The 24,477-nt window shown below is 27.6% G+C and carries 23 protein-coding genes, 3 tRNA genes and 1 other RNA gene; 12 read left to right on the forward strand and 15 right to left on the reverse strand.

The features are described 5' to 3' along the window. Nucleotides 1-3: 3 nt before the first annotated feature. The 10 genes from era to MYB_RS02375 all read left to right on the forward strand — a co-directional run bounded on the left by era (nucleotide 4) and on the right by MYB_RS02375 (nucleotide 7,098). The gene (gene era / locus MYB_RS02335) at nucleotides 4-888 is read left to right on the forward strand and encodes a GTPase Era (protein WP_022934690.1); all 885 of its coding nucleotides are present in this window, start codon (nucleotides 4-6) and stop codon (nucleotides 886-888) included. 62 nt (nucleotides 889-950) lie between these two features. Continuing rightward, nucleotides 951-1,344, forward strand: a transfer-messenger RNA (tmRNA) gene (gene ssrA, locus MYB_RS03160). Nucleotides 1,345-1,497: 153 nt separating this feature from the next. Further along, entirely contained in the window at nucleotides 1,498-2,355 is an 858-nt protein-coding gene (locus tag MYB_RS02340; RefSeq protein WP_022934691.1) for a hypothetical protein, read from the forward strand. Nucleotides 2,356-2,468: 113 nt separating this feature from the next. Next, nucleotides 2,469-2,960 (forward strand): 30S ribosomal protein S6, encoded by a 492-nt coding sequence (rpsF, locus tag MYB_RS02345; protein WP_022934692.1) that lies wholly within the window; start codon nucleotides 2,469-2,471, stop codon nucleotides 2,958-2,960. A 6-nt stretch (nucleotides 2,961-2,966) separates the two neighbouring features. Next, entirely contained in the window at nucleotides 2,967-3,470 is a 504-nt protein-coding gene (locus MYB_RS02350; RefSeq protein ID WP_022934693.1) for a single-stranded DNA-binding protein, read from the forward strand. Between the two features lie 20 nt (nucleotides 3,471-3,490). Then, nucleotides 3,491-3,757 (forward strand): 30S ribosomal protein S18, encoded by a 267-nt coding sequence (gene rpsR, locus MYB_RS02355; RefSeq protein ID WP_022934694.1) that lies wholly within the window; start codon nucleotides 3,491-3,493, stop codon nucleotides 3,755-3,757. Nucleotides 3,758-3,766: 9 nt separating this feature from the next. Further along, nucleotides 3,767-4,870, forward strand: coding sequence for a redox-regulated ATPase YchF (ychF, locus tag MYB_RS02360; protein ID WP_022934695.1), 1,104 nt, complete (start codon nucleotides 3,767-3,769; stop codon nucleotides 4,868-4,870). A gap of 148 nt (nucleotides 4,871-5,018) precedes the next feature. Continuing rightward, nucleotides 5,019-5,092, forward strand: a tRNA-Trp gene (locus MYB_RS02365). A gap of 159 nt (nucleotides 5,093-5,251) precedes the next feature. Next, nucleotides 5,252-6,601, forward strand: coding sequence for a hypothetical protein (locus tag MYB_RS02370; protein WP_022934696.1), 1,350 nt, complete (start codon nucleotides 5,252-5,254; stop codon nucleotides 6,599-6,601). After that, complete coding sequence (locus MYB_RS02375; protein WP_022934697.1) at nucleotides 6,601-7,098, forward strand: peroxiredoxin; 498 nt, start codon at nucleotides 6,601-6,603, stop codon at nucleotides 7,096-7,098. The genes MYB_RS02370 and MYB_RS02375 overlap by 1 nt, the downstream gene beginning before the upstream one ends. Nucleotides 7,099-7,121: 23 nt before the next feature. Here MYB_RS02375 and MYB_RS02380 read toward each other — a convergent pair whose 3' ends face one another. Genes MYB_RS02380 through MYB_RS02390 form a run of 3 tightly spaced genes read right to left on the reverse strand, consistent with a single transcriptional unit; the run spans nucleotide 7,122 to nucleotide 9,204 of the window. After that, complete coding sequence (locus tag MYB_RS02380; protein WP_025279642.1) at nucleotides 7,122-7,949, reverse strand: MAGa7180 family putative nuclease; 828 nt, start codon at nucleotides 7,947-7,949, stop codon at nucleotides 7,122-7,124. A gap of 2 nt (nucleotides 7,950-7,951) precedes the next feature. Further along, nucleotides 7,952-8,614, reverse strand: coding sequence for a chromate transporter (locus tag MYB_RS02385; RefSeq protein WP_022934699.1), 663 nt, complete (start codon nucleotides 8,612-8,614; stop codon nucleotides 7,952-7,954). Continuing rightward, on the reverse strand, nucleotides 8,608-9,204 hold the full coding sequence (locus tag MYB_RS02390) for a chromate transporter (protein ID WP_022934700.1): 597 nt from the start codon (nucleotides 9,202-9,204) through the stop codon (nucleotides 8,608-8,610). Before MYB_RS02390 ends, MYB_RS02385 begins: the two co-directional genes overlap by 7 nt. A gap of 67 nt (nucleotides 9,205-9,271) precedes the next feature. Between MYB_RS02390 and MYB_RS02395 the strand changes: the two genes are divergently transcribed. Further along, nucleotides 9,272-9,346 (forward strand) — tRNA-Trp (locus tag MYB_RS02395). A gap of 7 nt (nucleotides 9,347-9,353) precedes the next feature. On the opposite strand, the gene MYB_RS02400 is transcribed toward MYB_RS02395, so the two are convergent. From MYB_RS02400 to MYB_RS02430, 7 genes are read right to left on the reverse strand one after another with little or no spacing between them, the layout of a single operon-like run. Further along, on the reverse strand, nucleotides 9,354-10,115 hold the full coding sequence (locus MYB_RS02400) for a TrmH family RNA methyltransferase (RefSeq protein WP_025279643.1): 762 nt from the start codon (nucleotides 10,113-10,115) through the stop codon (nucleotides 9,354-9,356). Beyond that, complete coding sequence (locus MYB_RS02405; RefSeq protein WP_022934702.1) at nucleotides 10,102-10,626, reverse strand: tRNA (cytidine(34)-2'-O)-methyltransferase; 525 nt, start codon at nucleotides 10,624-10,626, stop codon at nucleotides 10,102-10,104. The genes MYB_RS02400 and MYB_RS02405 overlap by 14 nt, the downstream gene beginning before the upstream one ends. A 6-nt stretch (nucleotides 10,627-10,632) precedes the next feature. Next, nucleotides 10,633-11,025, reverse strand: coding sequence for a hypothetical protein (locus tag MYB_RS02410; RefSeq protein WP_022934703.1), 393 nt, complete (start codon nucleotides 11,023-11,025; stop codon nucleotides 10,633-10,635). Beyond that, the gene (gene gltX, locus MYB_RS02415; RefSeq protein WP_022934704.1) at nucleotides 11,016-12,419 is read right to left on the reverse strand and encodes a glutamate--tRNA ligase; all 1,404 of its coding nucleotides are present in this window, start codon (nucleotides 12,417-12,419) and stop codon (nucleotides 11,016-11,018) included. The genes MYB_RS02410 and gltX overlap by 10 nt, the downstream gene beginning before the upstream one ends. Before the next feature lie 57 nt (nucleotides 12,420-12,476). Then, a complete protein-coding gene (locus MYB_RS02420; protein ID WP_033378975.1) occupies nucleotides 12,477-13,202 on the reverse strand; it encodes a peptide chain release factor N(5)-glutamine methyltransferase in 726 nt (241 codons plus the stop codon). Next, on the reverse strand, nucleotides 13,195-14,283 hold the full coding sequence (gene prfA / locus MYB_RS02425) for a peptide chain release factor 1 (protein WP_022934705.1): 1,089 nt from the start codon (nucleotides 14,281-14,283) through the stop codon (nucleotides 13,195-13,197). The genes MYB_RS02420 and prfA overlap by 8 nt, the downstream gene beginning before the upstream one ends. Nucleotides 14,284-14,294: 11 nt before the next feature. After that, nucleotides 14,295-17,243, reverse strand: a complete 2,949-nt coding sequence (locus MYB_RS02430; protein WP_051412786.1) for a DUF31 family putative serine protease — start codon at nucleotides 17,241-17,243, stop codon at nucleotides 14,295-14,297. Between the two features lie 69 nt (nucleotides 17,244-17,312). Between MYB_RS02430 and MYB_RS02435 the strand changes: the two genes are divergently transcribed. Then, nucleotides 17,313-17,396: transfer RNA gene (locus MYB_RS02435), tRNA-Leu, on the forward strand. A 360-nt stretch (nucleotides 17,397-17,756) separates the two neighbouring features. On the opposite strand, the gene MYB_RS02440 is transcribed toward MYB_RS02435, so the two are convergent. From MYB_RS02440 to aspS, 5 genes are all read right to left on the reverse strand, one after another. Beyond that, nucleotides 17,757-18,269, reverse strand: coding sequence for an adenine phosphoribosyltransferase (locus tag MYB_RS02440; protein ID WP_022934707.1), 513 nt, complete (start codon nucleotides 18,267-18,269; stop codon nucleotides 17,757-17,759). A gap of 141 nt (nucleotides 18,270-18,410) precedes the next feature. After that, nucleotides 18,411-19,997 (reverse strand): APC family permease, encoded by a 1,587-nt coding sequence (locus tag MYB_RS02445; protein WP_022934708.1) that lies wholly within the window; start codon nucleotides 19,995-19,997, stop codon nucleotides 18,411-18,413. A gap of 47 nt (nucleotides 19,998-20,044) precedes the next feature. Further along, the gene (locus MYB_RS02450; RefSeq protein WP_022934709.1) at nucleotides 20,045-21,193 is read right to left on the reverse strand and encodes a hypothetical protein; all 1,149 of its coding nucleotides are present in this window, start codon (nucleotides 21,191-21,193) and stop codon (nucleotides 20,045-20,047) included. A 188-nt stretch (nucleotides 21,194-21,381) separates the two neighbouring features. Further along, nucleotides 21,382-22,749 carry an APC family permease gene (locus MYB_RS02455; protein ID WP_022934710.1) on the reverse strand — a complete coding sequence of 456 codons (1,368 nt, stop codon included), beginning with the start codon at nucleotides 22,747-22,749 and terminating at the stop codon, nucleotides 21,382-21,384. 3 nt (nucleotides 22,750-22,752) lie between these two features. After that, complete coding sequence (aspS, locus tag MYB_RS02460) at nucleotides 22,753-24,462, reverse strand: aspartate--tRNA ligase (RefSeq protein ID WP_022934711.1); 1,710 nt, start codon at nucleotides 24,460-24,462, stop codon at nucleotides 22,753-22,755. Nucleotides 24,463-24,477: the final 15 nt, after the last annotated feature.

Raw genomic sequence — 24,477 nt, forward strand, 5'->3', positions numbered from 1 at the left:
ATTATGAGTAGAAAAACTAGAACATGTTTCGTTTCAATTATTGGTTTACCAAATAGTGGAAAATCTTCTCTTGTGAACTCGATAGTTAATTATCCTATTTCAATTGTTAGTTCAAAAGCTCAAACTACACGTGATCAAATTAATGGAATTTATACAAATGATGACTTGCAAATTGTTTTTGTTGACACACCAGGATTTCATAAAAAAATCAATAAATTTAGTGATGTTTTGAACAAAAATGTTATGGATGCTCTTGAAGGAATTGACTTAATTTTATTTTTGCATCCAGTAAACAAATTTATCAACGAAACTACTAAAGATTTGTTTAAATCTATTGCAAATTTTAAAAATAAAATTGCAATTTTAACAAAATTAGACTTAGAAGTTGATGACCAAAAACTTAATATGCAAGCTCAAAATCTTAAAAAATTAGGCTTTGATCTTGTTATGGGTTATTCAACAGAATACAAAATGACTAAAAATGATTTAATAAGTAAAATTGAAGAATTTGCTTATGAAAGCAACTTTTTTTATGATGAAGATTTAACAACCAATCAATCAACAAGATTTTTTGTAAAAGAAATAATTCGAAAACATTTATTATTAAATCTTAAAGAAGAAATTCCACATCAATGTGCGGTTGTGATTGAAAATTTTAGTGAAGCAAATGAAAAATTTATTGAAATAGAAGCAACAATTTATGTTGCTCGCAAGTCGCATTTACCAATTGTTGTTGGTAATGGTGGAAAAATGCTTGAAAAAATCGGAACCGGAGCAAGAAAAGAAATAGAATCGTTGTTGGACAGTAAAATAGTGTTAAAAAACAAAGTAAAAATAAATAATAATTGATTTGCAAATGAGTCTAAAATTAAAAAATTAGGTTACTAAAATCTATTTTGTTTTTTTCTTAATAAATTAAAAAAATATGATAAAATCAATAATTGATATTGGGGGGTGTACTGGCTTTGACAGGTGTTTAAGGAATAATGGGCAGTGGTGTTGTAGACCTAAATACTATAAATTCTAAATGCAAACAAAAAAGAATCAGCTAATGAATTCAACGTTGACGTTAACTTATTAGCTAACTCAAACTCAAACCTAGCTTACGCTTTTTAATTAAATATATTTCGAGCTAGTCAAACAACCTAAACTTGTGTGGATTGTTTGTTATAAACAAGTTGATTGGTAAAATTTGCTATTTATTTATCAATTAAATAAAAATAGCACAATTAGCTTTAATTTTGTAGTTTTTAAAAAGCTAATTGTTATTTAAAAACTAATAAACTGTAGACTGTTATTTGCTGATGCATGTGGACCGGGGTTCGACTCCCCGCATCTCCACCATATAAAAAATACTAGGTAACTCCTAGTGTTTTTTTATTTTTGTCTTAAAAATTTGGCAAATAAAAAATTAGAGTGCTAAATTTCACTATTTTAGTCTTTGTTTTAGTAAAATAATTACAACTTTATTATAAAAACAAATAAAAAGGAGGCGATATGATTCCCAATAATCCACTACATTTTGAAAAAAAACCAACAGTAAGTGAATTATGAAAAAATGAAAAAAAGCAATATCGCTTATGAATATTTTTATACTTAGCGGTTTTAGTTCTTAGTTTAATACTAATAACTAGTGAAGTTGTACTTTTAAATTCAAAAAATGAAGCTAACCCATATTTATGAACAGGAATTATATCTATTAGTTTATTTGTAATTTCTATCATAAACTTTGCAATCTCTATTTTTCAATCCTATAAAAATAAATCTTTTATTTCAATAGGTCAATATGCCTTTTTGCCAACTATGTTTGCAAATTTATTTTCTATTGGAATTGGTTTTTACACTTTAAGCAACATTATTATACAAGGTAACACTGGATTAAAAATTAGTCAGGATTTATATTATTCAGTAACTATAATTACAGTTCTTTTACTTCTTGATTTACTATTGTTATTTCCTTTTTTACTAAGACAGGTTTCAAAAATTCGTAATGAGTTTCGTATTTCATACAATTCTGAACAAATTGAAAAACAAATGGAAGAAATCAAAAATAATCCTGAAAAATACAATGCATTTATGAATATGTTTGGACAATTTGGTTCTTTTGGTCAACAAACTAATTCAGCTCAAACAAACAAAAATTCTTATTCAACAAATGATTCAAAAGATGAAAGTAATTTTTCAACAAACAACAATTTTACAACTAAAAAAGAAGAACAAATTTATAATAAAGTCAATAATTTGTCCATAACTGAGCTTCACAAATTGGCCCAAAAATTAGAAATTTCAAGTTATAGTGAAATGGATAACAAAGAATTAGTAAACATTATTGTAAAAATTTTAAGTTCACAATAATTTTTGAACTTTTAATAAAAATATATTATAATTGTTTATTATTTTTATTATTTTTTTATTAATTCCTTGGTTTAATTTATTTAAAATAAACCCAAATGTCCATAAGGAGAAAGATGTCAAAATACGAAGTTATGTTTGTTTTAGATCCTAAAGCAGATATTAGTGTAGCAGAAAAAATTAGCACTGCTGTTTTTACTAAAGCAAAAATTGAAAAATTTGAAAAACTTGAAAGAACTAATTTAGCATACGAAATCAATAAGTCTAAAACTGCAAATTTTGTTCTTATGCTAGTTAATTCTGAACCAAATTTAATTAGTGAATTTTCACGTAGATTAAATATTGAAAAATCTGTGTGACGTTACTTAATTATTAATTTAGATAGTGAAAAAGGTCTAAATAAAATTTCAAAAGCACGCACACCAAGATCAGATAAATTTAAGTCATATCCAAAAACTGATAAAAATGAACAAGGTGAAAAACGTACCTATCGTCGTTTTGTAGTTAAAGCTGATGGTAAAACATCTGAAGCAAAAAGTTCAACTAGCTCAAAAATTACAAGAACAACCAAAGAGAAACAAGAATCTAAAAGTGTTGATGCAGAATAAGTATTTATGAATTTAAATAAAATAATTTTAGTTGGTCGTTTAACCTCTAATATACAAGTAACTTATACTAAAACTAACATTGCCTATAGTCGTTTCACTCTTGCAATTTCAAGAAAATATAATTCACAAAATGGCGAACCCATTACAGATTATATTCCAATTGTAGCTTGAAGACAAAGTGCTATTAACTTAGAAAAACTTGTTTGTAAGGGTAGCCCACTACTAGTTGAAGGTAGTTTGCAATCTAATAGATATCAAAACAATGAAGGTAATTTAGTAACTAGTTTTGATGTTCAACTAGATAATTTTGAAATATTAGAAACTAAAGAGCAATTCCAAAAACGCCAACAACAAATTAATGGAGAAAATTACAATTCTAGCAAACCTAGTTTTGCAAATCCCCAAAATATTCAAGAATCATCACATTCTACAACATCTATCGAACCTGAAGAAGAATCTGATTCAACAGATGATAATTTGCTTTCAGGTTGAAATTTAGATGATATTTAAACATAATAAAAGAGAAAAAAATGAACAGAAAATTAAAGAAAAAATTTAAAAAAAGACCTTGCCATTTTTGTGAATTAGGTTTGAATTACATTGATTACAAAAATATTGAATTAATTTCCAAATTTATTAATGGTTTTGGAAAAATCCAACCTACTAGAATTTCTGGTTCTTGTGCAAAACACCAAAGAAAATTAGCTCTTGCAATTAAAAGAGCAAGAATGATTGCTTTGATTCCTTTTGTTGCAGAAAGAATTCGTGGTGGAGAACGTCCTAAAGTTAGCGCTTAATTTAATGTTATGGCTTTAAAAGCTGGAATTATTGGTTTACCAAATGTTGGTAAATCATCTCTCTTTAGTGCTTTAACAAACTTAAATGTTGAAGTAGCTAATTATCCTTTTGCCACTATTGAACCAAATACTGCTGTTGTTGAAATTGCAGACAAAAGATTGCTAGAAATTGCAAAAATAGTAAATCCTGAAAAAATTGTTTATTCAACATTTAGTTTTGTTGACATTGCAGGTCTCATCAAAGGAGCTGCAAGTGGAGAGGGTTTAGGAAATAAATTTTTAGCAAATGTTCGCGATGTTGATTGTTTAGTTCATGTTGTTAGGTGTTTTGAAGACTCTAAAATTATTCATGTTAATCAACAAGTCAATCCACTTGATGATGTTGAAGTAATTAACTATGAACTAATTTTGTCAGATTTATCTGTTGTTGAAAATGTTTTAAAAAGAGTTGAAAAAAAAGCTCAAAATACCAATGACAAAAAATTAAAACTTGAAGCTGAACTAGCAAAAAAATTGCAAAACCACTTCCAAAAGGGTTTTGCTGCTAGATCTTTAGATTATAGCAATGAAGAAAAACAAATCTTGTCTTCATGACAATTACTTACTATCAAACCCGTTTTATATGTTGGAAATGTTGATCAAAATAGTTTGACCAATCTAAAGGCAAACCCACATTGACAACAATTACAAAAAATTGCTGAGCAAGAAGGAAACCAAGCAATTCCAATTAGCGTTGCTTTTGAACAACAAATTAGTGCTTTTGATGAAAGTGAAAAACAAATTTTCTTGGCTGAACTAGGTTTGCAAGATTCAAGTTTAGATCGACTTGTATATAGTACCTTTAAATTATTGAATCTAGGAACATTTTTTACAGCAGGTGTAAAAGAAGTTCGCTCATGAGTTTTTAAAATGGGCTCTTTTGCCCCACAGTGTAGTGCTGTGATTCATAGCGATTTTGAAAAAAAATTTATTCGTGTTGAAGTAATTGATTATCAAGATTTCATTAATTATGGTGGTGAAAAAGGTGCTAAAGACAATGGCAAACTCAAAGTTGAGGGAAAAACATATGTTATTAAAGATGGTGATATTTGCCACTTTAGAATAAATAATTAATTCTAAAAAAACCAATAGAAAATCTATTGGTTTTTTATTAAATTTTAATTCTTTTTTTAATAAATCATTGATGCAATTAATAATAATTTATTAAATTGCAAAAATTAATTCATAAAAGAAAAATTGTTTAGTATAATTTTTAAAAAAGGGGGGTTTAGTATAATGGCAGTACCACGGACTCCAAACCCGTTAGTGAAGGTTCGAATCCTTTAACCCCCGCCAGTTTCTTTTTTTCCAAAATATGGAAGTTTTCAAAAATTAATTGTAATAAGTTTTTTCATCTATATAGGGTATAGTTAATTCGATTTGTTAAAGGAAATATATAATACAAAAAGGGTTTTATTAAAAGTCCTTTTTGTATTTTTTTATATAATTTTTAGAATGAAACTAATTAATTCAATTTTTTATAATAGATACTATAGCTATTTTAATTTTTCAAATTTTGATGATTTTCAAATTATTACTTTTTTAAATGCTATAGGAAATTATTGAAATCCAAGCAAAGACAAATCCTTAAAAATCTTACTTGGATGCAACACTCAATTCCTCCAATCTAAAGTTGGATTAATTGCAAGTATTTTAAATTTATCAAAAATAGACGTTTTTCAAAACCAATTCACTCATGGTAGAAATTTTCAATTGGATTTATTTGCTTTAGAAGCGCTTGATAACACACAAAATTTTGATTATTTTTTTTACATACAGCAGTCAGATAATAAATTTAGACTATACATTTGAGATAACCATTTTGAAGGTTTGCTAAAATCGGATTGAGAGAACATTATTAAGCTAATAAATCCAGGTTCTACTCCAACACAACTCCAAAAAATTGAAGTAAATTTATTTAAATCATCAGCAATTAAAAATTTAAAAAAATATTTTTTGCTCAATAGTGAAGAAAATAGTAGAATTTTGAAAATAGGTTTTCTACAAGATCGAAAAAAATTATTTTCATGAAAAGGTATTGATTTAGAATTAAATTTTGATTTTAAAACCATTTTAAATTATGATTTTTTTGTCAAATTAACCAAAGTTTTTTGACTAAAAAAATTAAATACTTTAATTGATGCTAATTTTAATATTTTTTCAAAAACTAACAAAAATTTTGAAAAAATTAGTTGAACAGAAAGTTTGTTTTTAATAATTTATTACTACCTTTTTGTTATAAAAACAGAAAAAAGAATTTTAATAATTTCTGAAATTAATTTTGAATTTTTAGCTGATATGAATGAAAAAATTATTTATAACAACACAAATCCAAATTTTATTGATTTAAATAAATTTATATGCTTGTTTGTTAGTATTGATGGTAATATTTCATTTCTTCCACAAACTAATTTATACAGAAGTAATATAATTTATACACTTTTGATGCTAGAAATACTTAATTATTTTTCAAGTCAAAAAAAAGATTTATTAGATTTAAATAGAGTAATTTCTAAATGAAAACCAATTCCATTTGTTGAAGTAATTAAATTTAAAAATTCAAAAAGTATTGCTCAAATTAGAAATAAAATCCTAAGAATTCATGGAATCACAACTGAGCAAGATGAATTTAAAATACTAGAAAATGAAGATAAAGTTATTGAATTTAAATTTAAAACTGAAAATAATAAAATTTTTCTAGTGTATAATAATGTAAATGATGTGTTTTATATTTCTATTTTTATTTTAAATGGAGATATAAAATTAAACAAACTAGTTAAAAAAATAAAAAGGAAAATAAAATAATGACAACAAAATTTAAAGATAAAGAATATAGATTAACTTCAGAACTAATTTCAGTTGGTGAACAATTGAAATTTGAAGCAACAAATTTAGATTTTGAACCAATTACTTTTGATAATTTCGGAAAAACAACTGTAATTTCTATTTTTCCATCCATTAACACAAAAGTTTGTGACTTGCAAACCACAGAAGTTATAGAATTATCAAAAAATTACAAAAATATTCGTTTCATTTCTATCTCATTGGATTTACCATCTGCATTGGGAGAGTGAGCTGAAGATCATAAAGATGAAAATATGGAATTTGTTTCTGACTATCGTTTGCGAGATTTTGGGAAGAAAAGTGGATTTTTAATTAATGAAATTTTCTTACTAAATCGAGGATTTATTATTTTAGATGCAAATGGTAAGGTTTTAGAAGTTGATGCAAACAATGATGTTCACCAACAAATTAATTTTGAAAAACTAAAAACATTAGTTGAAGAGTATTCAAAAAAATAAATTAAATTTAAAAAAACATCCACTTAGGATGTTTTTTTGTTTATTTTTGACATTCAACGCTCATAAAGTAATTTTCACTGCTCTTGATTTTCACAAGCTAAATACTCTAAAATTTCTCCATCTAACTTACGATCAAATTCAGGCGAAATTCCAGACTGTGTATGTTTGTGATATCATTGCTTAATTTTAATAATATCATCTTCTACTTGGTTAGTATCCACATTGTATGAATAAGATTGAATTTTTCTTTGTCTAATAGGATAATTTGAAGGATTAATATAATCTTCTTCTTTTAAAAATGTTGCAACAATAGCAAATTTGTTAGCTTTTTTCAAATATGAATATAGTTGTGCTTGTTTTAAATATTTGAGAGGCAAATTTTCACCTTTAGGACCTCATTTATCCATATTTTTTTCGCCTGTTGTTTTTATTTCAATAATGGTGTTTGTTTCTGCAATATAACCATCTGGAATTCCACCAATAATTGGATCTTCTTTAAAATAATCATAATTATACTGAGCTGCAGGAAAAACTTCAATTTCAAAACCTGTTTTTATTTTAATTGCTTCAATTACTAAAGGTTCTATAGCTTGACCAGCATCTACATATTTAGTGTCCAAAATCGGCATATCTAATTTTGAAATTTTAATAAAGGCACGAAAAGGAGTTGAATAGTCATCCAAACCTAATACTTCGCCTATTGTTGAACCACCAATTTTCTTAAACCCTGTGCGAAAAGCAAATTCTTTATTAAGTAATTTTTGATGAAAATCAGGGTGAAGTTTAACTACCTTATTTTCTCAATCAATGCAGTAATCAACATTATTGTAAAATTTTCTTGTTTTGTACATAATTAAATCCAAGGCGCAAAAATAACCATCGCTGCTGCCAAACCTCCTATTAAAATATAAAAAATATTAACTTTTTTTAAATATAAAGTTGTGGAAACACAAACTCAAATAGGAACAAACAAAATTAATAATCAATAGCGAACTCCTGAAAAAAAACTAGTTTTTTCTACATTTTTACTAATTGCAATATAACCATTACTTGTATTAAATATGTGTTGAACCATAATAAGATTAATAAAAAGATAAACTATTAATGCTATTATAATACCTAAAATTGCTGGACGAAACAAATTGATTAATTGCATTCAAAATGTATTTGTTTTTCCTTGATGTTTTGCTTTATTTTTATTTCAAATTACAACCAATAAAATTGCTGGAAGAGTAAAGACTAGGTAAAATAAAATTGCAATAAGCCAACCTCATCAATGAAATTTTGAAATAATTAAACCTGTTGCAGCTGCAAATTTCAAAGATAAAACTCCTGGAGTAGAGTTGCCAACAATAAAAATAGTTTGAATATCTTGTTGACTAATTTCAACTCCAAAATTTGGCAATAAATTTCAAAATCAAGTAAAAAAAGGTATAAAAACTTGCCCACCACCAAAAACTAGCAAGCCTAGTAAAAAAATAATAATAACTGATATTGCAATTGCAACCGCTAACATTTATTACCTCTACGTTTTTTTATTCAATAATAAATGCTATAGATAATAATTAAAACTAATAAAGCTACAAGTGATAAATTATAGGGCGATGGAATAAAAAAACAATAGCAAAAGGTACCAATTAAAATAGCATAGAAAAGTGGGGTTGATAAGCTTTTGTGGTTACTTTTAAAATATTTAATGCTAAAACCAATCAAAACTCCAACAATTGTACTAATAATTCCAATGTTAGCAACTAATAAATATCTTTGTGGAACTAGCTGCACTAGGTAAAGTAAGACCAAAGCTAAAATTACATGTGGAATAAAAGCTAACAAACAAGCAAATATTCCCAACCACCTTCCTAATTGCTTGATAGATATATAAGCCAACATTTGAAGTGATGATGGACCTGGCAACAAATTAGCCATTACAACAACATCATCGAATTCATGTTTTTCTAATCATTTCTTTTTCTCAACTGCTTGTTGATAGGCAATTGGCATCATTGCATTTCCACCCCCAAATGATATTAGTGACAATTTCACAACAAACCATAAAACAATGAAAAAATGCTTGATTTTACTACTTTTTGTGTTTATTGAATTCATTTTAATTAATAATTTTACATTTAAACTTAAAAAAATTTTCTTTTTTTGTTATAATATTATTTAGCGTAGAGGTGTAGTTCAATGGTAGAACAACGGGCTTCAACCCCGTATGTTGTGGGTTCGACTCCTATCACCTCTGCCATTTTTTATTATCTTTTTTCAGTTTTGTTTACAAAATGATTTGCAAATATTGCAACAGCAGTTGCTATATTTAAAGATTCAAAATTAATTTTGATAAATAACTTTAAATCTAAATATTCTTGAATAGATTGACTAATACCATTACCTTCATTTCCAAAAACTAAAGCATATTTTTGTTCATTTTCAACTTCAAAATTATGCAAAAAACTAGCATTTTGGTCTACAATAGCACCAACAATTTTTTGTTCATATTTTTTTTCAATAAAAAATTCTTCTAAGTCATTAACTCGAAAAATATTGATAAAAAAAAGAGCACCTTTTGCAGCTGAAACTACTTTTGGATTATACAAATCTACTCCGGAATAAACTAGATCAAAACCAAAAGAATTGCACAGTCGAATAATTGTCCCTAAATTTCCTGGATCCTGAACATTATCTAACAAAACAAGTTGTTTACTTTTGAAAAAATAATCAATATTTTTTGCAAAAGACATTGATGCAATTCCAATAACTTTCGCTTTAGCGTTTAATGGTGAAATTTTGTTTAAAATTTGTTCAGAAACTATATTTATATCACTTTTGATTGCATTTATTTTAGTAACTTGATCCTCTAAGGTAAAAACTTTTAAAAGCAAACCAGCTTGACTAGCAAGTTCAACTTCTTTTCAACCTTGAACTAAAAACATTTTATGTAAATAACGATATTTCTTTTGTTGCAATTTTATTGCAAATTTAACATCTAAATTAGTCAATGAATTAATCTTTTTCAATGAAATCATAGCCTTTTTGAACTTCTAAGGTGGATAAACCTGCATAATTTAGTTGTCGTAAAACTTCATATAGGACAATTACAACTGTGTTAGCCAAATTTAGTGAACGGCATTCAGAATACATTGGAATGCGTAAACATTTACTTAGATTTGGTCTTAAAATTCATTTGGGAATTCCTGTGGACTCTGTTCCAAAAAGAAAAAAAATGTCTTCATTTATCTTGTAATTCTCCACAAAATCTACATCGCTATGTACTTTTTGACCATAGCGAGTGATATAAAAAATGTTTTTATTACCATATTTGTTCACAAAATGTTCATAACTTGAATGCACTTCAAATTCAATATCTGAAAGCAATTTTCCAGCTGCCGCTCTTTTCAAATATCTGGGTTCCAAATCAAAAGCAATAGGTTTGATAATGTGTAATTTAGCTCTTGTAGCAAAACAAGATCTAATAATATTCCCAGTATTTGGACTAATTTCTGGTTGATATAAAACAATATGAATCATTATGTTTTAATTAATCTCCATCTTAACAACATAACTACCTATTAGTTGGTTTTTTTGGAAATACAAATCGTATTGTAATTCCACCATTTTTTCTTTTTCGTAGAAAAAATGTTTCAAATGTGTTTGAATGTACATCTCTTGCTTGTCTCTAATATATAGGTTATCAACCTGTTTATCAAGCTGAAAAAACAAGGTAGAAGACCCAGAAAAAACAGTTACAGTTTCAGTTCCTGAAACTTCAATACGAATATTTTCATTGTTTTCAGGGTTTGCACACTCATAAACATCGGTAGGTATTTGATCAATAATTTCTTGACTAAATGTAAGTGGAGCTGTAAAACTAACAATATTTTGATTTTGATTATCAGATAAAATTTTTGAATAAAAATTTACAATCATTTTGCCAACCTTTGACTAATTACTTTTGAACCTAGCAACCAAATAGCAGTTGATAAATCTGGACCTTGCTGTGACCAAGTAGTTACAAGTCTAATTGGTAACAATAAATTTTTGCCTTTAAGTCCAAATTTTTCTCCAGCAACTTTGATTGTTTCCAAAATTTGATTTTTATCTCATTTTTGAAAATCTAAATTTTTTGCAACATAATCAATTAATAATTCATTACCAAATGTTACTAAAAGTTGTTCTATTTCATAGGGAATTTTCTGAATTGGATTAATAAAAAAATCTAAATTTTTATAAAAATCTTGAAAAGTGATAGCACTTTTTTGAAAAGTTTCAATGAAAATAGCACTTCAATTTTTATCTACATTGATTTTTAATTTCTCTTGTAATTCTTCAATACTCATTTGGCTAATATAATGTTTTGAAAATCATTTTAGCTTTTCAAAATCAAATTGTGAAGGAGCCTTAGAAAGTCTGGAACTATCAAAAATCTGAATTAATTTTTTATGTGAGAAAAACTCTTCTTCAGTTCCACTAGTTCAACCCAAAAGTGATAAAAAATTAAAAATAGCATCAGGATGAAACCCTTCATTTTTATAGTCTTCTATGAATTGAAATAGTGAACTATCACGTTTAGATAATTTTTTTCCAGACTGGTCAGTAATAATTGTTAAATGACCAAATTCAGGTTTTGGTCACTCTAACATTTCATAAAGTGCAAGTTGTTTTGGTGTATTTGAGATATGCTCTTCTCCACGAAAAATATGAGTGATTTTCATATCAAAATCATCAACAACAACTGCAAAATTATAGGTTGGAAAACCATCAGACTTAACTAAAACTCAATCACTAATACTATCTGAATTAAACTCAATTTTTCCTCTTACCAAGTCATTTCAACTATAAATATAATCTTTAGGCATTGCTAAACGAATTACATATTTTTTATTTAAATGTCTTTGTTTTTCTTCATTTTCATCAATTTTTAGTCAATTTCTATCATAACGAAAACTAAAAATACCTTTATCAAGTTGTTCTTTTTTTTGTTGTGCTAATTCCTCTTCATTATCATATGCATAATAAGCAAAACCTTTGTTAATTAAAGTTTTAACAATCTCTTGATAACGAGTAAGTTTTTCAGATTGACGATATGGGCCATAGGAACCTTTGCCAGGCATTTCATCTGGATTTATTCCTAACCAAGCTAAATTTTCTACTTGAGATTTCTCTCCATTTTCAACATTTCTAGCTTGGTCTGTATCTTCAATTCTTAAAATAAATTGGCCATTATTATTTTTTGCAAATAAATAATTAAAAAGTGCAGTTCGTGCACCACCGATGTGTAAAAATCCTGTTGGACTTGGTGCATAACGTGTTCTAATTTGCATATTTTTTCCTTTTTTAACAGTTAAATTCTAACATAAATAAATATCTTAATTTAATAGTTACTTTGAATTTGCTTTATAAAGTGCAAAGCGAATTTTGCCATTTATGTCTTTTAAAATCTCAAATTCAGGATGCTTGTTTTGAAAAAAATCCAAATGAGTATAATCAATTTCAAATAACATTGAGCCATTTTCATTTAAAAATTCATTACTTTTAGCAATAATTTTTTCCAAAAGTGAGTAAGAATTTGGTTTACTAAACAAAGCAATTTCTGGTTCAAAATTAATCACTGAATCATCTAGTTTTTGAAATTCTAAATAAGGTGGGTTTGCAATAATTAAATCATATTTTTCTGGTTTAAGGTTTTCAAATAAATTGGATTGAACAATCTCTAAATTTACCTTGTTTAATTTAGCATTAAATTTAGTTTGAATTATCGCACTAATATCAATATCAACAGATGTAACTTGAGCTTGTGTGTTTTTGGCAATAGCAATTCCAATAAAACCACTTCCACAACACATATCAAGCACTTTTGACTTTTTATCTATAAAATCATAGGCTAAAAGCAACAATTCTTCTGTCTCATAACGAGGAATAAAAACCTTTTGATCAAGTCAAATTTGCACATTTTGCATTTCTATATAGCCAATAATTTTTTGAATTGGATAACCAAGTTCTAACTTAATATTTTCAACTTCACTAATTTCAAGTGGTAAATTATAGCGTTGCTTTTCTTTTAGTAGTGCTTGTCTTCGAGTTAAAATGTCTATATTTTTATACATTTTTTTGCTCATAGCTGGCTGCAATTCGCTCAGCTCTATCTTCAGCTAATAAAGCATCAATTATGGGATCTAGTCCACCTTGCATCACACCACGCAATGATGTTGAAAAAGCAATTCGATGATCTGTAACCCTGTCTTGTGGGTAGTTGTAAGTACGAATTTTTTCAGCCCTTGCACCACTACCAGCTAATTTACGAAATGCTGACTCTGCCGCCATTTTCTTTTCAACCTCTAGGTTGTAAATTCTAGTCTTTAGAATTCGCATCGCAACATCTCGATTGGCAATTTGACTTCGCTCATCCTGAGAAGTAACTACAATTCCTGTAGGAATGTGAGTAATTCTAACTGCACTATCTGTGGTATTAACAGATTGACCCCCAGCACCTGATGAACGATAAGTATCCACTTTAATGTCATTTGAATTAATTTGAATATCAATTTTTTCATCAGCTTCTGGCATAACAGTGACAGTAGCTGTTGAAGTATGAATCCGGCCCATTGTTTCAGTTTCTGGAACTCTTTGGACTCTATGAGCTCCACTTTCAAATTTTAATTTTGAGTAGACACTTGCACCACTAACAACAAAAACTAGTTGAGTAAAACCACCACTATTAGCTGGTGAAGAATCTAAAACCTTAATTCCTCAACGCTTTGACTCCGCTCATTTTAAATACATTTTGTACAAGTCACCAACAAAAATATTGGCCTCATCACCACCTGCAGCTCCACGAATTTCCATAATAACATTTTTGTCATCATTTTCATCTTTTGGAAGCATCAAGACAACAAGTTCCTTTTCCAAAGCTTCTAAATTTTTGCTTGATTCGGCAATTTCTTCTTTGGCAAGTGCAACTATTTCTGCATCTTTTTCACTCAAAAGTTTTTTAGCTTCTTGCAATTTTTGTTCATTTTCTTGATAAGAAGCAAAAGCTTCAATAATGTCAGAAATTGCAGCGATTTCTTTATTGATTTCAGTGTATCTTTTGATATCTGAAAGAATTTCTGGTTCTAAAAGTAGTTTTGATAATTCATCACTTTTGGCTTTGATGCTCAAAAGTGAATTGTACATTTGTTTTTCCATAAGTTTGCTTTCTATATTAATTTGTTCAATTTAGTTACAATTGGTGAAAAACTAATTCAAGGATTTTTAGTATTAATTTGAGCTAATTTTTTAGGATCTTCAAGTTGGAAAACTTTTTTTTCATACTTGTCAAGTTCAGTTGTAATATTTTTGGTTTGTTCTAGTCATTTGGCTAAAATAGATCGATCATCATCAACTTTTAAACCAATTGGTGCAAATTCACCAATTCCGCTTACTAGTTTGGAACTAGATGCGCTTGTTTCAGGAAAAACTCCACCTCAAAAAATTCCCAAAACTTGATTATATTCATTAACAACAAGTGAACCACTCATTCCATGACCACCTTTTAACCCTGGCAAACTAATTGAACGAGCAGACTGATATTGTTTAGTTCCATAATTATCGAAATTACGGTCACGTTTATAGCTCAAATTACCTATAAATGCATTTCTAGTATCTGTAATTCAGCGGTGCCCGCCTAAAAACCCGCCTAAAGATGCCCGAATTGGAAGGGCTTCAAATCTTGGTTGACTAAATTGTCTTGGTTCAATTTTTTCACTAACATTAAAATCTTCAAACTTAATTTTGTTTGTAATTAAAAATTGTAATGGGTGTTTATTGTAATAATGCACAGCATCTGGTATATTTTGAATTTTTTGTTCATATTCTTTTGGTTCCAAGTCGTCAAAAATATCACCAAAAAAATCTAAAAAACCTCTTTCAATTCTTGAGCGAGATTGCAATTTAATCACTTGATCTTCTGGAAAAGTTACTTGAATAATTGCAATGTCTCGAAATTGAGATTTTTCAGGAGAGTCAAGACCAATTGGGTCAATTTTTAAATTTTTTCAAAATTCTTTAGATGTGTCGTTGACATATTTGAGACCATCTTCTGGAAAAAATTGACTAGTATCAAGTGGGTTTGGCACAACTCTATCAAACCGTCTAAACAAATTATCATCATCAAAACTAAAGGTTGAAAAATCTTTGGTATCACCATTTAGTAAATAACTAAAGGAAAAAATTTGATCTGGTCTGTTGAGTAAATCTGCAATAACATGCATATTAGTTGCTAAAAAATAAGTATTTGTTCCTTTTAATTTTCCCGGATGGCTAGGGTCTGGAACCATTTTTCTATCAAAAATTCAGGCTGTCCCTGATGTAGAACGAATTGAAAGTTCATTACTACCTTTTTGTTTTTCTACACTTTTAATTTGAATTGCAAGCGAACGTGAGCGCAAATCTTTTTCAATTTGTTCTGTTGTATAAACAGTGTTACCAAAATCTGCAACTATGTTTTTAGGTTGGGCAACATTATTAAATTTAACACTAATTTTATAATAATCACCCAGCCAGTTAGCAAAATAAAAACTAATTCCTTCTTTACTTACTTTAAAATCAGCTAGTGATGACAAACTATAATCACTTTTATCAGCACCACTAATTTGTCCAATATTATTAAACAAGTTTTCACTATTTTGAATTGAATTAAGGATTGCTTTTCCAAATAGTGGTCAAATTAGATTATCAGTGCTTGAATTAAGTGAAAGAGATAGGTTGTCAAGTTTGTTTTTTAGGTTTGCTTCATCTGGCAATTTGTATCATTTGTCTATAAAACTATAGTCAATTTGATTTGTAAATGATGGACTAGCAAAAATTTTATCATATGAATTAAAACCTGAAACTTTGATAATTTGTCCTGGAGTTAGTCCATTGGCTTGACCAATTTGCACTCCTTGTGAATTGGTTTTTAAACTATTTTGGCTAGTTTTTGGCGAAACCCAAACATAAAAACTACCATCTTGGTCATTTACCAATGAATCAACAATCCTTAAATTCATAGTATTTTTATTAAAACCTGTTAAATCAATAAATTTTGATAAATCATCATTGTCTCTAACAAAATTAGACCTTGTAAAAAAGGTTGGTAAAAAATTTGAAAAAGCAGATTTTAATGAAAAATTAGGCTTTGCAATTAGTGGGTTAAAGCTAGTTGATTGATTTGCCACACTAGGCTGCAATTTAACTGGAATTATTTTAGAAAAAGAGTTTGTATAATTATCATGGTAAATTGTCAATAAAGCATCAAAAGTGTGTTTTTCACTATTGTAAGAATTTTGTAGCAATGTTGCTTTTAAATAATAAAAGTGCTTTGCCTTTAGTCGAATATCATTTTTAGCAACATCTTCTTTATAAGGTTCTGGATTTTGAATTGATTTTAAAATATTAGTTGTTCCTTTTGAAGCAAACTTGCTTGCATCTAATTTTTCAAAGTTAGATGGAATATTGAAATATTCTCAAAAGTTTCCTGGATTTAATTGATTTAAATCTGTGAGATGTTTCTCATTTTTGAGTTGTAAGTCTGTAATTTGACTAAAAGCGGTTTGAATTCTTTGTTTAAACAAGTAGTGTCCACTAAAAGTCGATTTGAAACCAGAAACTACAAAAACTCTTTGTTGAATAGGTGGTTGGTCCTTATTTGAAGTATTCTTTTTGTAAGCTTTTACCTTAACTTTAATAGTTCCAAAATAATCATCGGCTGAATTTGGTACTAATTCCATTTTAAAATCAAAAGAGTTATTAAGACTTTCAGAGTTGATTCCTGGCACATATGATCAAACCATAGCTGAATACAAAATATTTTCTGGATCTTGATTTTGACTAATATTAAAACTAGATCTTATAGAATCAATTTGTTTTTCAGCATTACTTATAGATTGAACAAAACTAGTTGGACTAATGTCACTAGTTCCAAATTGCAAAGAAATAACCGCAGGATTTAGATGAGCACTAATAATTGAATTTAATGGCTGATCTGGATTTATTGGTGTGTTAAGTGGATTACTTACAGTTGGTTGATTAGTAATGGGTATGATTGTTTTGATTGCTTGAAAAGGGGTGCAAGCCATTATTGACAATGGTGCAAATGCTAATGGTAACAATTTGATAAATTTTTTCATAATTTCTCAACCTTTTTTTCAAATAAATTTCTAATTATATTATAATATTATAATTAAATAAAACAAAATGGCTCATTGGTGGAATGGTAGACACGGCAGACTCAAAACCTGCTGCTTAACGGCGTATCGGTTCAAGTCCGATATGAGCCACCATTTTTGGTTAAAATTTTCTTTTTAAGTATATAGAAAACTCTTATTTTATCTATATAATTTATCTAACACAATTATTAACATTATTTTTGTTATTTTAATTATTTACATATTCTAAATTTTATTAAATTTTACTTATATATTTGTATTTCTTTCATAATAAGTTAATTTTTTAAATATTCAAAAAACAGATTAATAAATTTAAACACATATATTAAAACCTTTCTTTTTTTTAGTTGTATATATATTCTATTTTTGTATTTTACTAGTTTTTTTATTTGTTGTAAATTTTTTTAATTATAAAATGGACTTTAAAAAATCACCTTTAAATAGGTGATTTTTTAAATTGTTATATCTTATAAATTAAACTGTAATAAGTGATATAACGTTATATTCTTTTAATGTTTCACGACCTTCAAGTGCTGCAAGTTCCATTAAAAAAATAATTTTGTCAACTATAGCTCCTTGTTGTTCAACTAATTTAGTAATGGCTTTAACAGTACCTCCAGTTGCAAGCACATCATCTATAATCACAACTTTTTGCCCTGGCTTAAGCATACCAACTTGAAGTTCTAAGATTGCAGAACCATATTCCAAAGTATATGAAAACTGGTGTACATCTCCTGGTAACTTACCTGCCTTTCTAACCATAACAAATGGTTTTGACAAAAAACTAGCTGTTGGTGTTCCAAATAGGAAACCACGAGCATCTGGACCAACAATAACATCGGCATCACTAGACAACTCAGCCATTTTTCTAATAGTATAATTTAATGCTTCTCCATTTGCTAAAAGTGGGGAAATATCTTTAAAATTAATTCCTGGTTTTGGAAAATCAGGAACATTACGGATAAAGTTTTTAAGTTCTAATTTCATTACTTTGTTATATTATACAATTAGAAATTAAAAATTTAAATATTATTTCAAAAATTTTAATTTTGTAATACTTTTTTCAAAAAAGTATTTTTTTATTTAATTTTTAATGCAAAAAACAAAATTACTCATTAGTGTTGGTTTTTAAACCTTCAATTTTGTCTTTCTTGTTTTTTTTAATTTATGTTTACCAATCAAAATTGGAATTACTGGCATAGCTACAAAGACAATGAGAACAACCACTTTGGTAACTCTGGTTTGCAATAAGAAATGATAATTATTTACATTTTTATCAACTCAAATTAATAAGAATAAGTCAATAATCGGAACTGCAAAAGCAAAAAATAAAATTAAAAAAGTTGCAATAATAGAAATTCAAGCTCACAAATGAAAATACTTGACTTTAGTAGTTTGAACTTTTTGACTTTTTCGATTTTTAATACCACCATAGATTGCAATTGTTATTAAAAAGAAAGTAATTAAGGCAGACCAATTTCCAGAAATATCTGCAAAAGCATATAAATTATTTAAGTTTTGACCATAATTGCCATCTGAGTTAGTAAAACCAAAAACACCTATCAAAAATAAAATAATAATGGCAAATGTTGAAACAATGCCAATCACTAATGTTGAAACTAAAGGACGACTTAAATTTGTTTTGTCCTTATATTGTACAAGTCACTTAATTTCCCCATTTTGAATTAATTCTTCAAGAGCTCGTGGACCCCACATTGTAAAACTATTAATAATACCCAAAATACTAATAGCTACAAATAAATTGGTTGTTCCAATAATTGTTTTAATTAAAGTATTGGACCAATGAAGTTTTTTTTGAGCTATATCCAGAAATTCAGTAATAGAACCATTACCAACTATAGAGGTTGCAATTGCTATTAAAAGATAAATGATTGTAGTAATTCCTATTCCTAATAAAATTGCATAAGGAGTTTTATGAGGTTGCTTCATTTCACTTTGAAGTCCTGCTGCTGTAAAAAACCCTTCATAAGTGAAAAAGATAGCAGCCATTGCTAAAAACATCCCAACTCCTGGAAGTGTTTTTTCAAGCGATGCCCCTTTATTAATAATAGATTTATAATCATCAAAAACTGGAGATTCTTTCAAAGTATTACCAACATTTGATGCAAAAAAAACAAAACCTAAAATCACAACAATAATAATTGGTAAGAATTTAAAGGCCAAAATAACCTGATTATGAATATTTGCCACTCTAGTATTTAAACCAACAACTAAAAAATAGTAAAAAATTGCAAGGGTTGCTATTAAAACAATAACTCAATCATAATTGGAAGCGAGTGTTGAATTATTTGAAAGAGTGAAAGCTGCCAAACTATCTTGAAACATCTGAACAAAGTAAACAGGCATCACAAAATAAGTAAAAGGCAAATATAAATAAATAATAAAATTTTTAGATAATTGATAAACAAAATTAGAATTAAAAATTTTATTTCAACTAATAAGTGATAAGTTAGACTTTTTAGAAGCTGAAGCTATTTCGATAAGAGCAAATGCCATTGCAACTATAACAAAACATGCAAAAAGTCAACTAAAAATTGCAAAAATCAAATTATTGCCAGCTCCATCTAAAACTGTTTTTGATTTAAAAAAAATTCCAGCACCTATGCTAGCACCCAATACAATTGAAAGTGCACCAAAAAAAGAAATTTTTTTCCCGTTTGTAGAATTATTTGTTTTAGATGATTTTATTTCCACAGTGGCCTTTCCATTTTGATTGTATAATCTTATAAATTATAACAATTTTAGCTAGCTATTGTTTGAGTTATTAAAGGATAGAAGTACTTTTTAATTAGATTAATTTTTTTAGAACCTAAAAGTTCAAAAATTGTTTGAATTTTATACTGTTTTGCAATTGATAAAACAAATTCATTATAATAACTTAAAATTTTATCATAAAAATATTGGTTATTTATTCCAATATTAGAATCATTAAAAAACACAAAATTAGAATTCAAACTCAAATGTAAATTAGGATCTAAAAATTTAGCAATCAATCTCACTAATTTTTCTGTTTCTTGCCTACTAGGAAGAAAAATTCTAGAATTTTGAATTAATAAGGATTCAGCTTTGGAAGGTTGATATCCTCTATTTATTTGTTTTTTTAAAATTTTTATTTGATCATCAATTTTGCTTTTTTCTGATTGTAACTTTTGCTTTGTTTGTTCAAATTCTATAATTGACAATAAAATTTTTTGAATTAAATCTTGTGATTTTATGACAAAATCAAAATTATAGTTAAGAAAATTGAAAGAAAATAATGATTTAAGATTTGGTTCTCATTGAATTTTTCTTTCTTTAAAATATTCTTCAATAAAATAACTATTACTTCGATGACTAAAAAATAAATCAGAATTATAATTTGATTCAAAAATCACAATTTGATCATTAAAAAATTTTTTTAATTCATTGTCTAGTTTTAATTTTGTATTAATTTCTGGTTTTTTTATTTCTAAATTTTTGCTATTTGTAAAATTAATTTGAAAATTATTTTTAAAAATATTTAAATCTTGATTATTAAATTGATTAATAAATTCCTTTTGTTTATTAGAATTAAAAATATTAAAAAATACTGTGAACATTTTTTCAAGTCCAACAAAATTATTTTCAAAATATCCAAATTTACTAGTTTTAATTTCGTTTCAATCTTGTAAATTTGCGAAATTATTCATAGGTTTTTTAGGATTTGGTTTTTGACCAGAAAGAATAGATGTAAAGTTATATGAAGATACTTTATTTGATGTGATATTTGTGTTTGTATTTGTAGTAGTTTTGGTAATTCAAGAGTCAAACTTTATGCAACTCACTAAAAAAGGAATAACCAAAAATAGACTTACAACCATTGCAAATCAAAAAGTATATTTTTTAAAATAATTCAATGTTATTGTTTTCATTTTGGCCCCTATAACTTTATTTATTTTTAAAGTTTAAGATTTTTAAGAATGTTTTGCCAAAATAAAACAAAAAATACACTTTTTGTTCTTTATTTCTCATTTTTAATATTCTTAAAAAAACATAAAAAAATCAGGCATAAACCTGATTTTTAGTTATTTATTTTTTCAACATTGTTTTGTATTGATTTTTAATATTGAGCAAAATGTTTTTGTAAGTATTTTTTATTGTAAAATCTTGAAATAATCATTACAATGTAACCGAAAATTATTGTTACTATGTAAGCAATTAATGGTAAAAATTCTTCAAAATTAGTTTTTTGTCCAATTAGGAATGGAAATTGAGAAAATATCAATGTAAAAATAATTGCAATTGCACCAATAATATAAATAACTCTTTCTCATAAAGGAATCTTGTCAATCTTTTTAATGTGCCATACATAAATTGTCACAATAGTCAATAAATATTGCACCAAATAAGCAATATTTCCAGCATCAAGCATTTTTTCAAAAACATTTCCAACACCAAAAGCTTGTGGAATAATTGTAAAAATTATTGATGAACCAATAGCCATTAACATTGCTAAAACAATAGCATTTTTGTATTCACCATGTTTATTTGTTTTAACAAGAGGTCTTGGTAAAAACCCATCATCTGCTAAAGGCATAATCATTCTAGCATATGGTGCTGGACTAGAAGTTGTACCAGTGATACGATTGAATAAAAGACCCACAGTAAAGACACTAAATCCTGCAAATCCTCATACATATTTATAAACTGCTTCAAGTCCAAATGAAGAAATTAAATCTTTTGGTAATCCTATAAAAATAATGTAAAACAAGAAGTAACTAGCAAGAATAATGAAAAAAATTAATAGCATTATCTTCTTAAATCTACTAGTTTTAGTATTTCCTGATAAAAGGGCTAATGATTCAAAACCACCATACGCATAAATAAATGACAAGATTGTTGAAGCAATGGATGTAACTGAAACAGCTCCATAACTTCTAAAAGTTGTTCCATAATCTCCAGATTTGCTAATCAAATAAATAATTAGACCCATACCTAGTCCAAGTGTAATTCACTTGAGAATAGCAGCCCCAAAAATGAATCATTTCGATAATTTAAAACCAAAAAAACCTGTTGAAATTAAACCAATATAAAGCAAAAGTGATAGTAAAATATAGACTCATTTTCTATCTGGGTCAATGCTAATTAGTAGTTGTGACAAAAATAATGGTGTAGTTGATGAAAATAAAATAATTTGACTGATTTGATTCCAGCCTTGGAAAAATACCATTTTTGGACCAAAAACTCTTTTGGCATAGGCGTATGAACCACCTACTTTATATTGAAACCTTTGTCCTGCACGGGCAAAAGAATAAATTACAGCTAAAGTGATTAAGGATGTAATTGCAAAAACAAGAATTCCTCAAACACCTAACTTGATTACTTTAGAAATGGTAGCTATAAAACCAAAGCCCACAACATAATTGAGGCCGAAAAAAATAAATTGCTTTTCTGATAGTTGGTTCTTGCCGCTACTTTGTTTACTCATTTATTAGTTACCTTCCTTTTTGTTAAGTTTTAGTCCATAATCAACTAGCTGAGAATCTTGAACTGCAGTTGGTGATTCAAATAGCAAGTCTTGACCTTTTGAATTAAGAGGAAATGGAATGACTTCTCGGATTGATGATGATTTTGTTAAAATCATCAATAATCTATCAAGACCAATTGCAAAACCTCCATGTGGCGGTGCGCCATATGAAAACGCTTTTAATAAAAAGCCAAATTGAGATTCGATTTGCTGATCATTTAAACCAATTACTTCAAAAATTTGTTTTTGAAGTTGTTGATCAACAATTCGAATCGAACCACTACCTAACTCATAACCATTGAGCACTAAATCATATGCTTGAGCACGCACTTTGTTTGGATCACTAGTTAAAAACTGACGAGTTTCGCTAGTTGGATGTGTAAATGGATGATGAGCAGCTGAAAAACCTCCTTCTGAGTTGGTCTCAAAAAGTGGTCAATCAACAATTCACACAAACCGATATTTAGAATCATCTGCTAAATTAAATAATTGACCTATTTTTACACGAAGAGCCCCTAAAGCCTTGCAAGTATTTTCATATTTGTCAGAAACCAAAAACAATGTTCCTGTTTCAAAGTTTTGTTTTGCAACAAAACTTTCAATTCTATCAATAAGTTCTGGTGAAGTTTTAAATGAATAATAATCAATTTCTTTATTATTGATATGTAAATACAATAAACGATTACCTTGGTTTTGTAAGATAGTTTCAGATAATGTTTTATAATCATTTTTATTAATTAGATGATTTTCTAAAAACACTACTTTAGTTGTATCACCCGAAAATAAAAATTCATCCTTGTTGGTAAGTTCACTAGCATCAATTAATAGATTTTTAAAACGCAAGTCAGGTTTATCAGTTCCATATTGATCGATAGCATTGTCAAAACTCATAGATTCAAAAGTTCCATCAAAACTAATGCCAAAACGATTGAAAACACTAACCATAATTTTTTCAATTTCACTTTGAATCATTGCAATAGTTGGAAAAGAAAACTCTAAATCTAATTGAACAAATTCATATTGACGGTCATTACGCAAGTCTTCATCACGAAATACTCGCGCAATTTGAAAATAGCGGTTAAAACCAGAAACCATTAATAATTGCTTGTAAAGTTGGGGAGATTGTGGTAAAGCAAAAAAATGACCTTGTTTACGAGTAGGTACTAAAAAACTACGAGCACCTTCAGGTGTTGATTTGGACAAAATAGGAGTTTCAACTTCGATAAAATTGTTTTCATAGAGATATTGTCGAAGTTGGTGCAAAAATTTATAACGAAAAACTATTTTGTTATGAACAACTTTACGTCGCAAGTCTAAATAACGGTATTCTAATCTTAAATCTTCATTGGCATTAGTTTCATCATGTATTTCAAATGGCAGCTCTGCTGCAAGTGAGATAACTTCAACTTTGGAAGCTAAAATTTCTAGATCACCATTTTTAATTTTTTCATTGACACTAGAACGCAATTTCACTATTCCAATGACACTAATCACTGATTCTTTAGTGATTTTAATAGACATAAGTTCGCCTTCTAAAACCACTTGACAAATACCTTCATAGTCTCTTAAGTCAATGAAAATTTTATCTTTAAACTTGCGGATATTTTGCACTCATCCTTGTAAAAAAACTTGTTTTTCGAGCAACTCTCGCGAAAGTGTTTTGCTATTTATCATAAATTAAAACTCCTG

Origin of the sequence: Mesomycoplasma bovoculi M165/69, assembly GCF_000524555.1 — a bacterium.
Taxonomy (GTDB): domain Bacteria; phylum Bacillota_I; class Bacilli_A; order Mycoplasmatales; family Metamycoplasmataceae; genus Mesomycoplasma; species Mesomycoplasma bovoculi.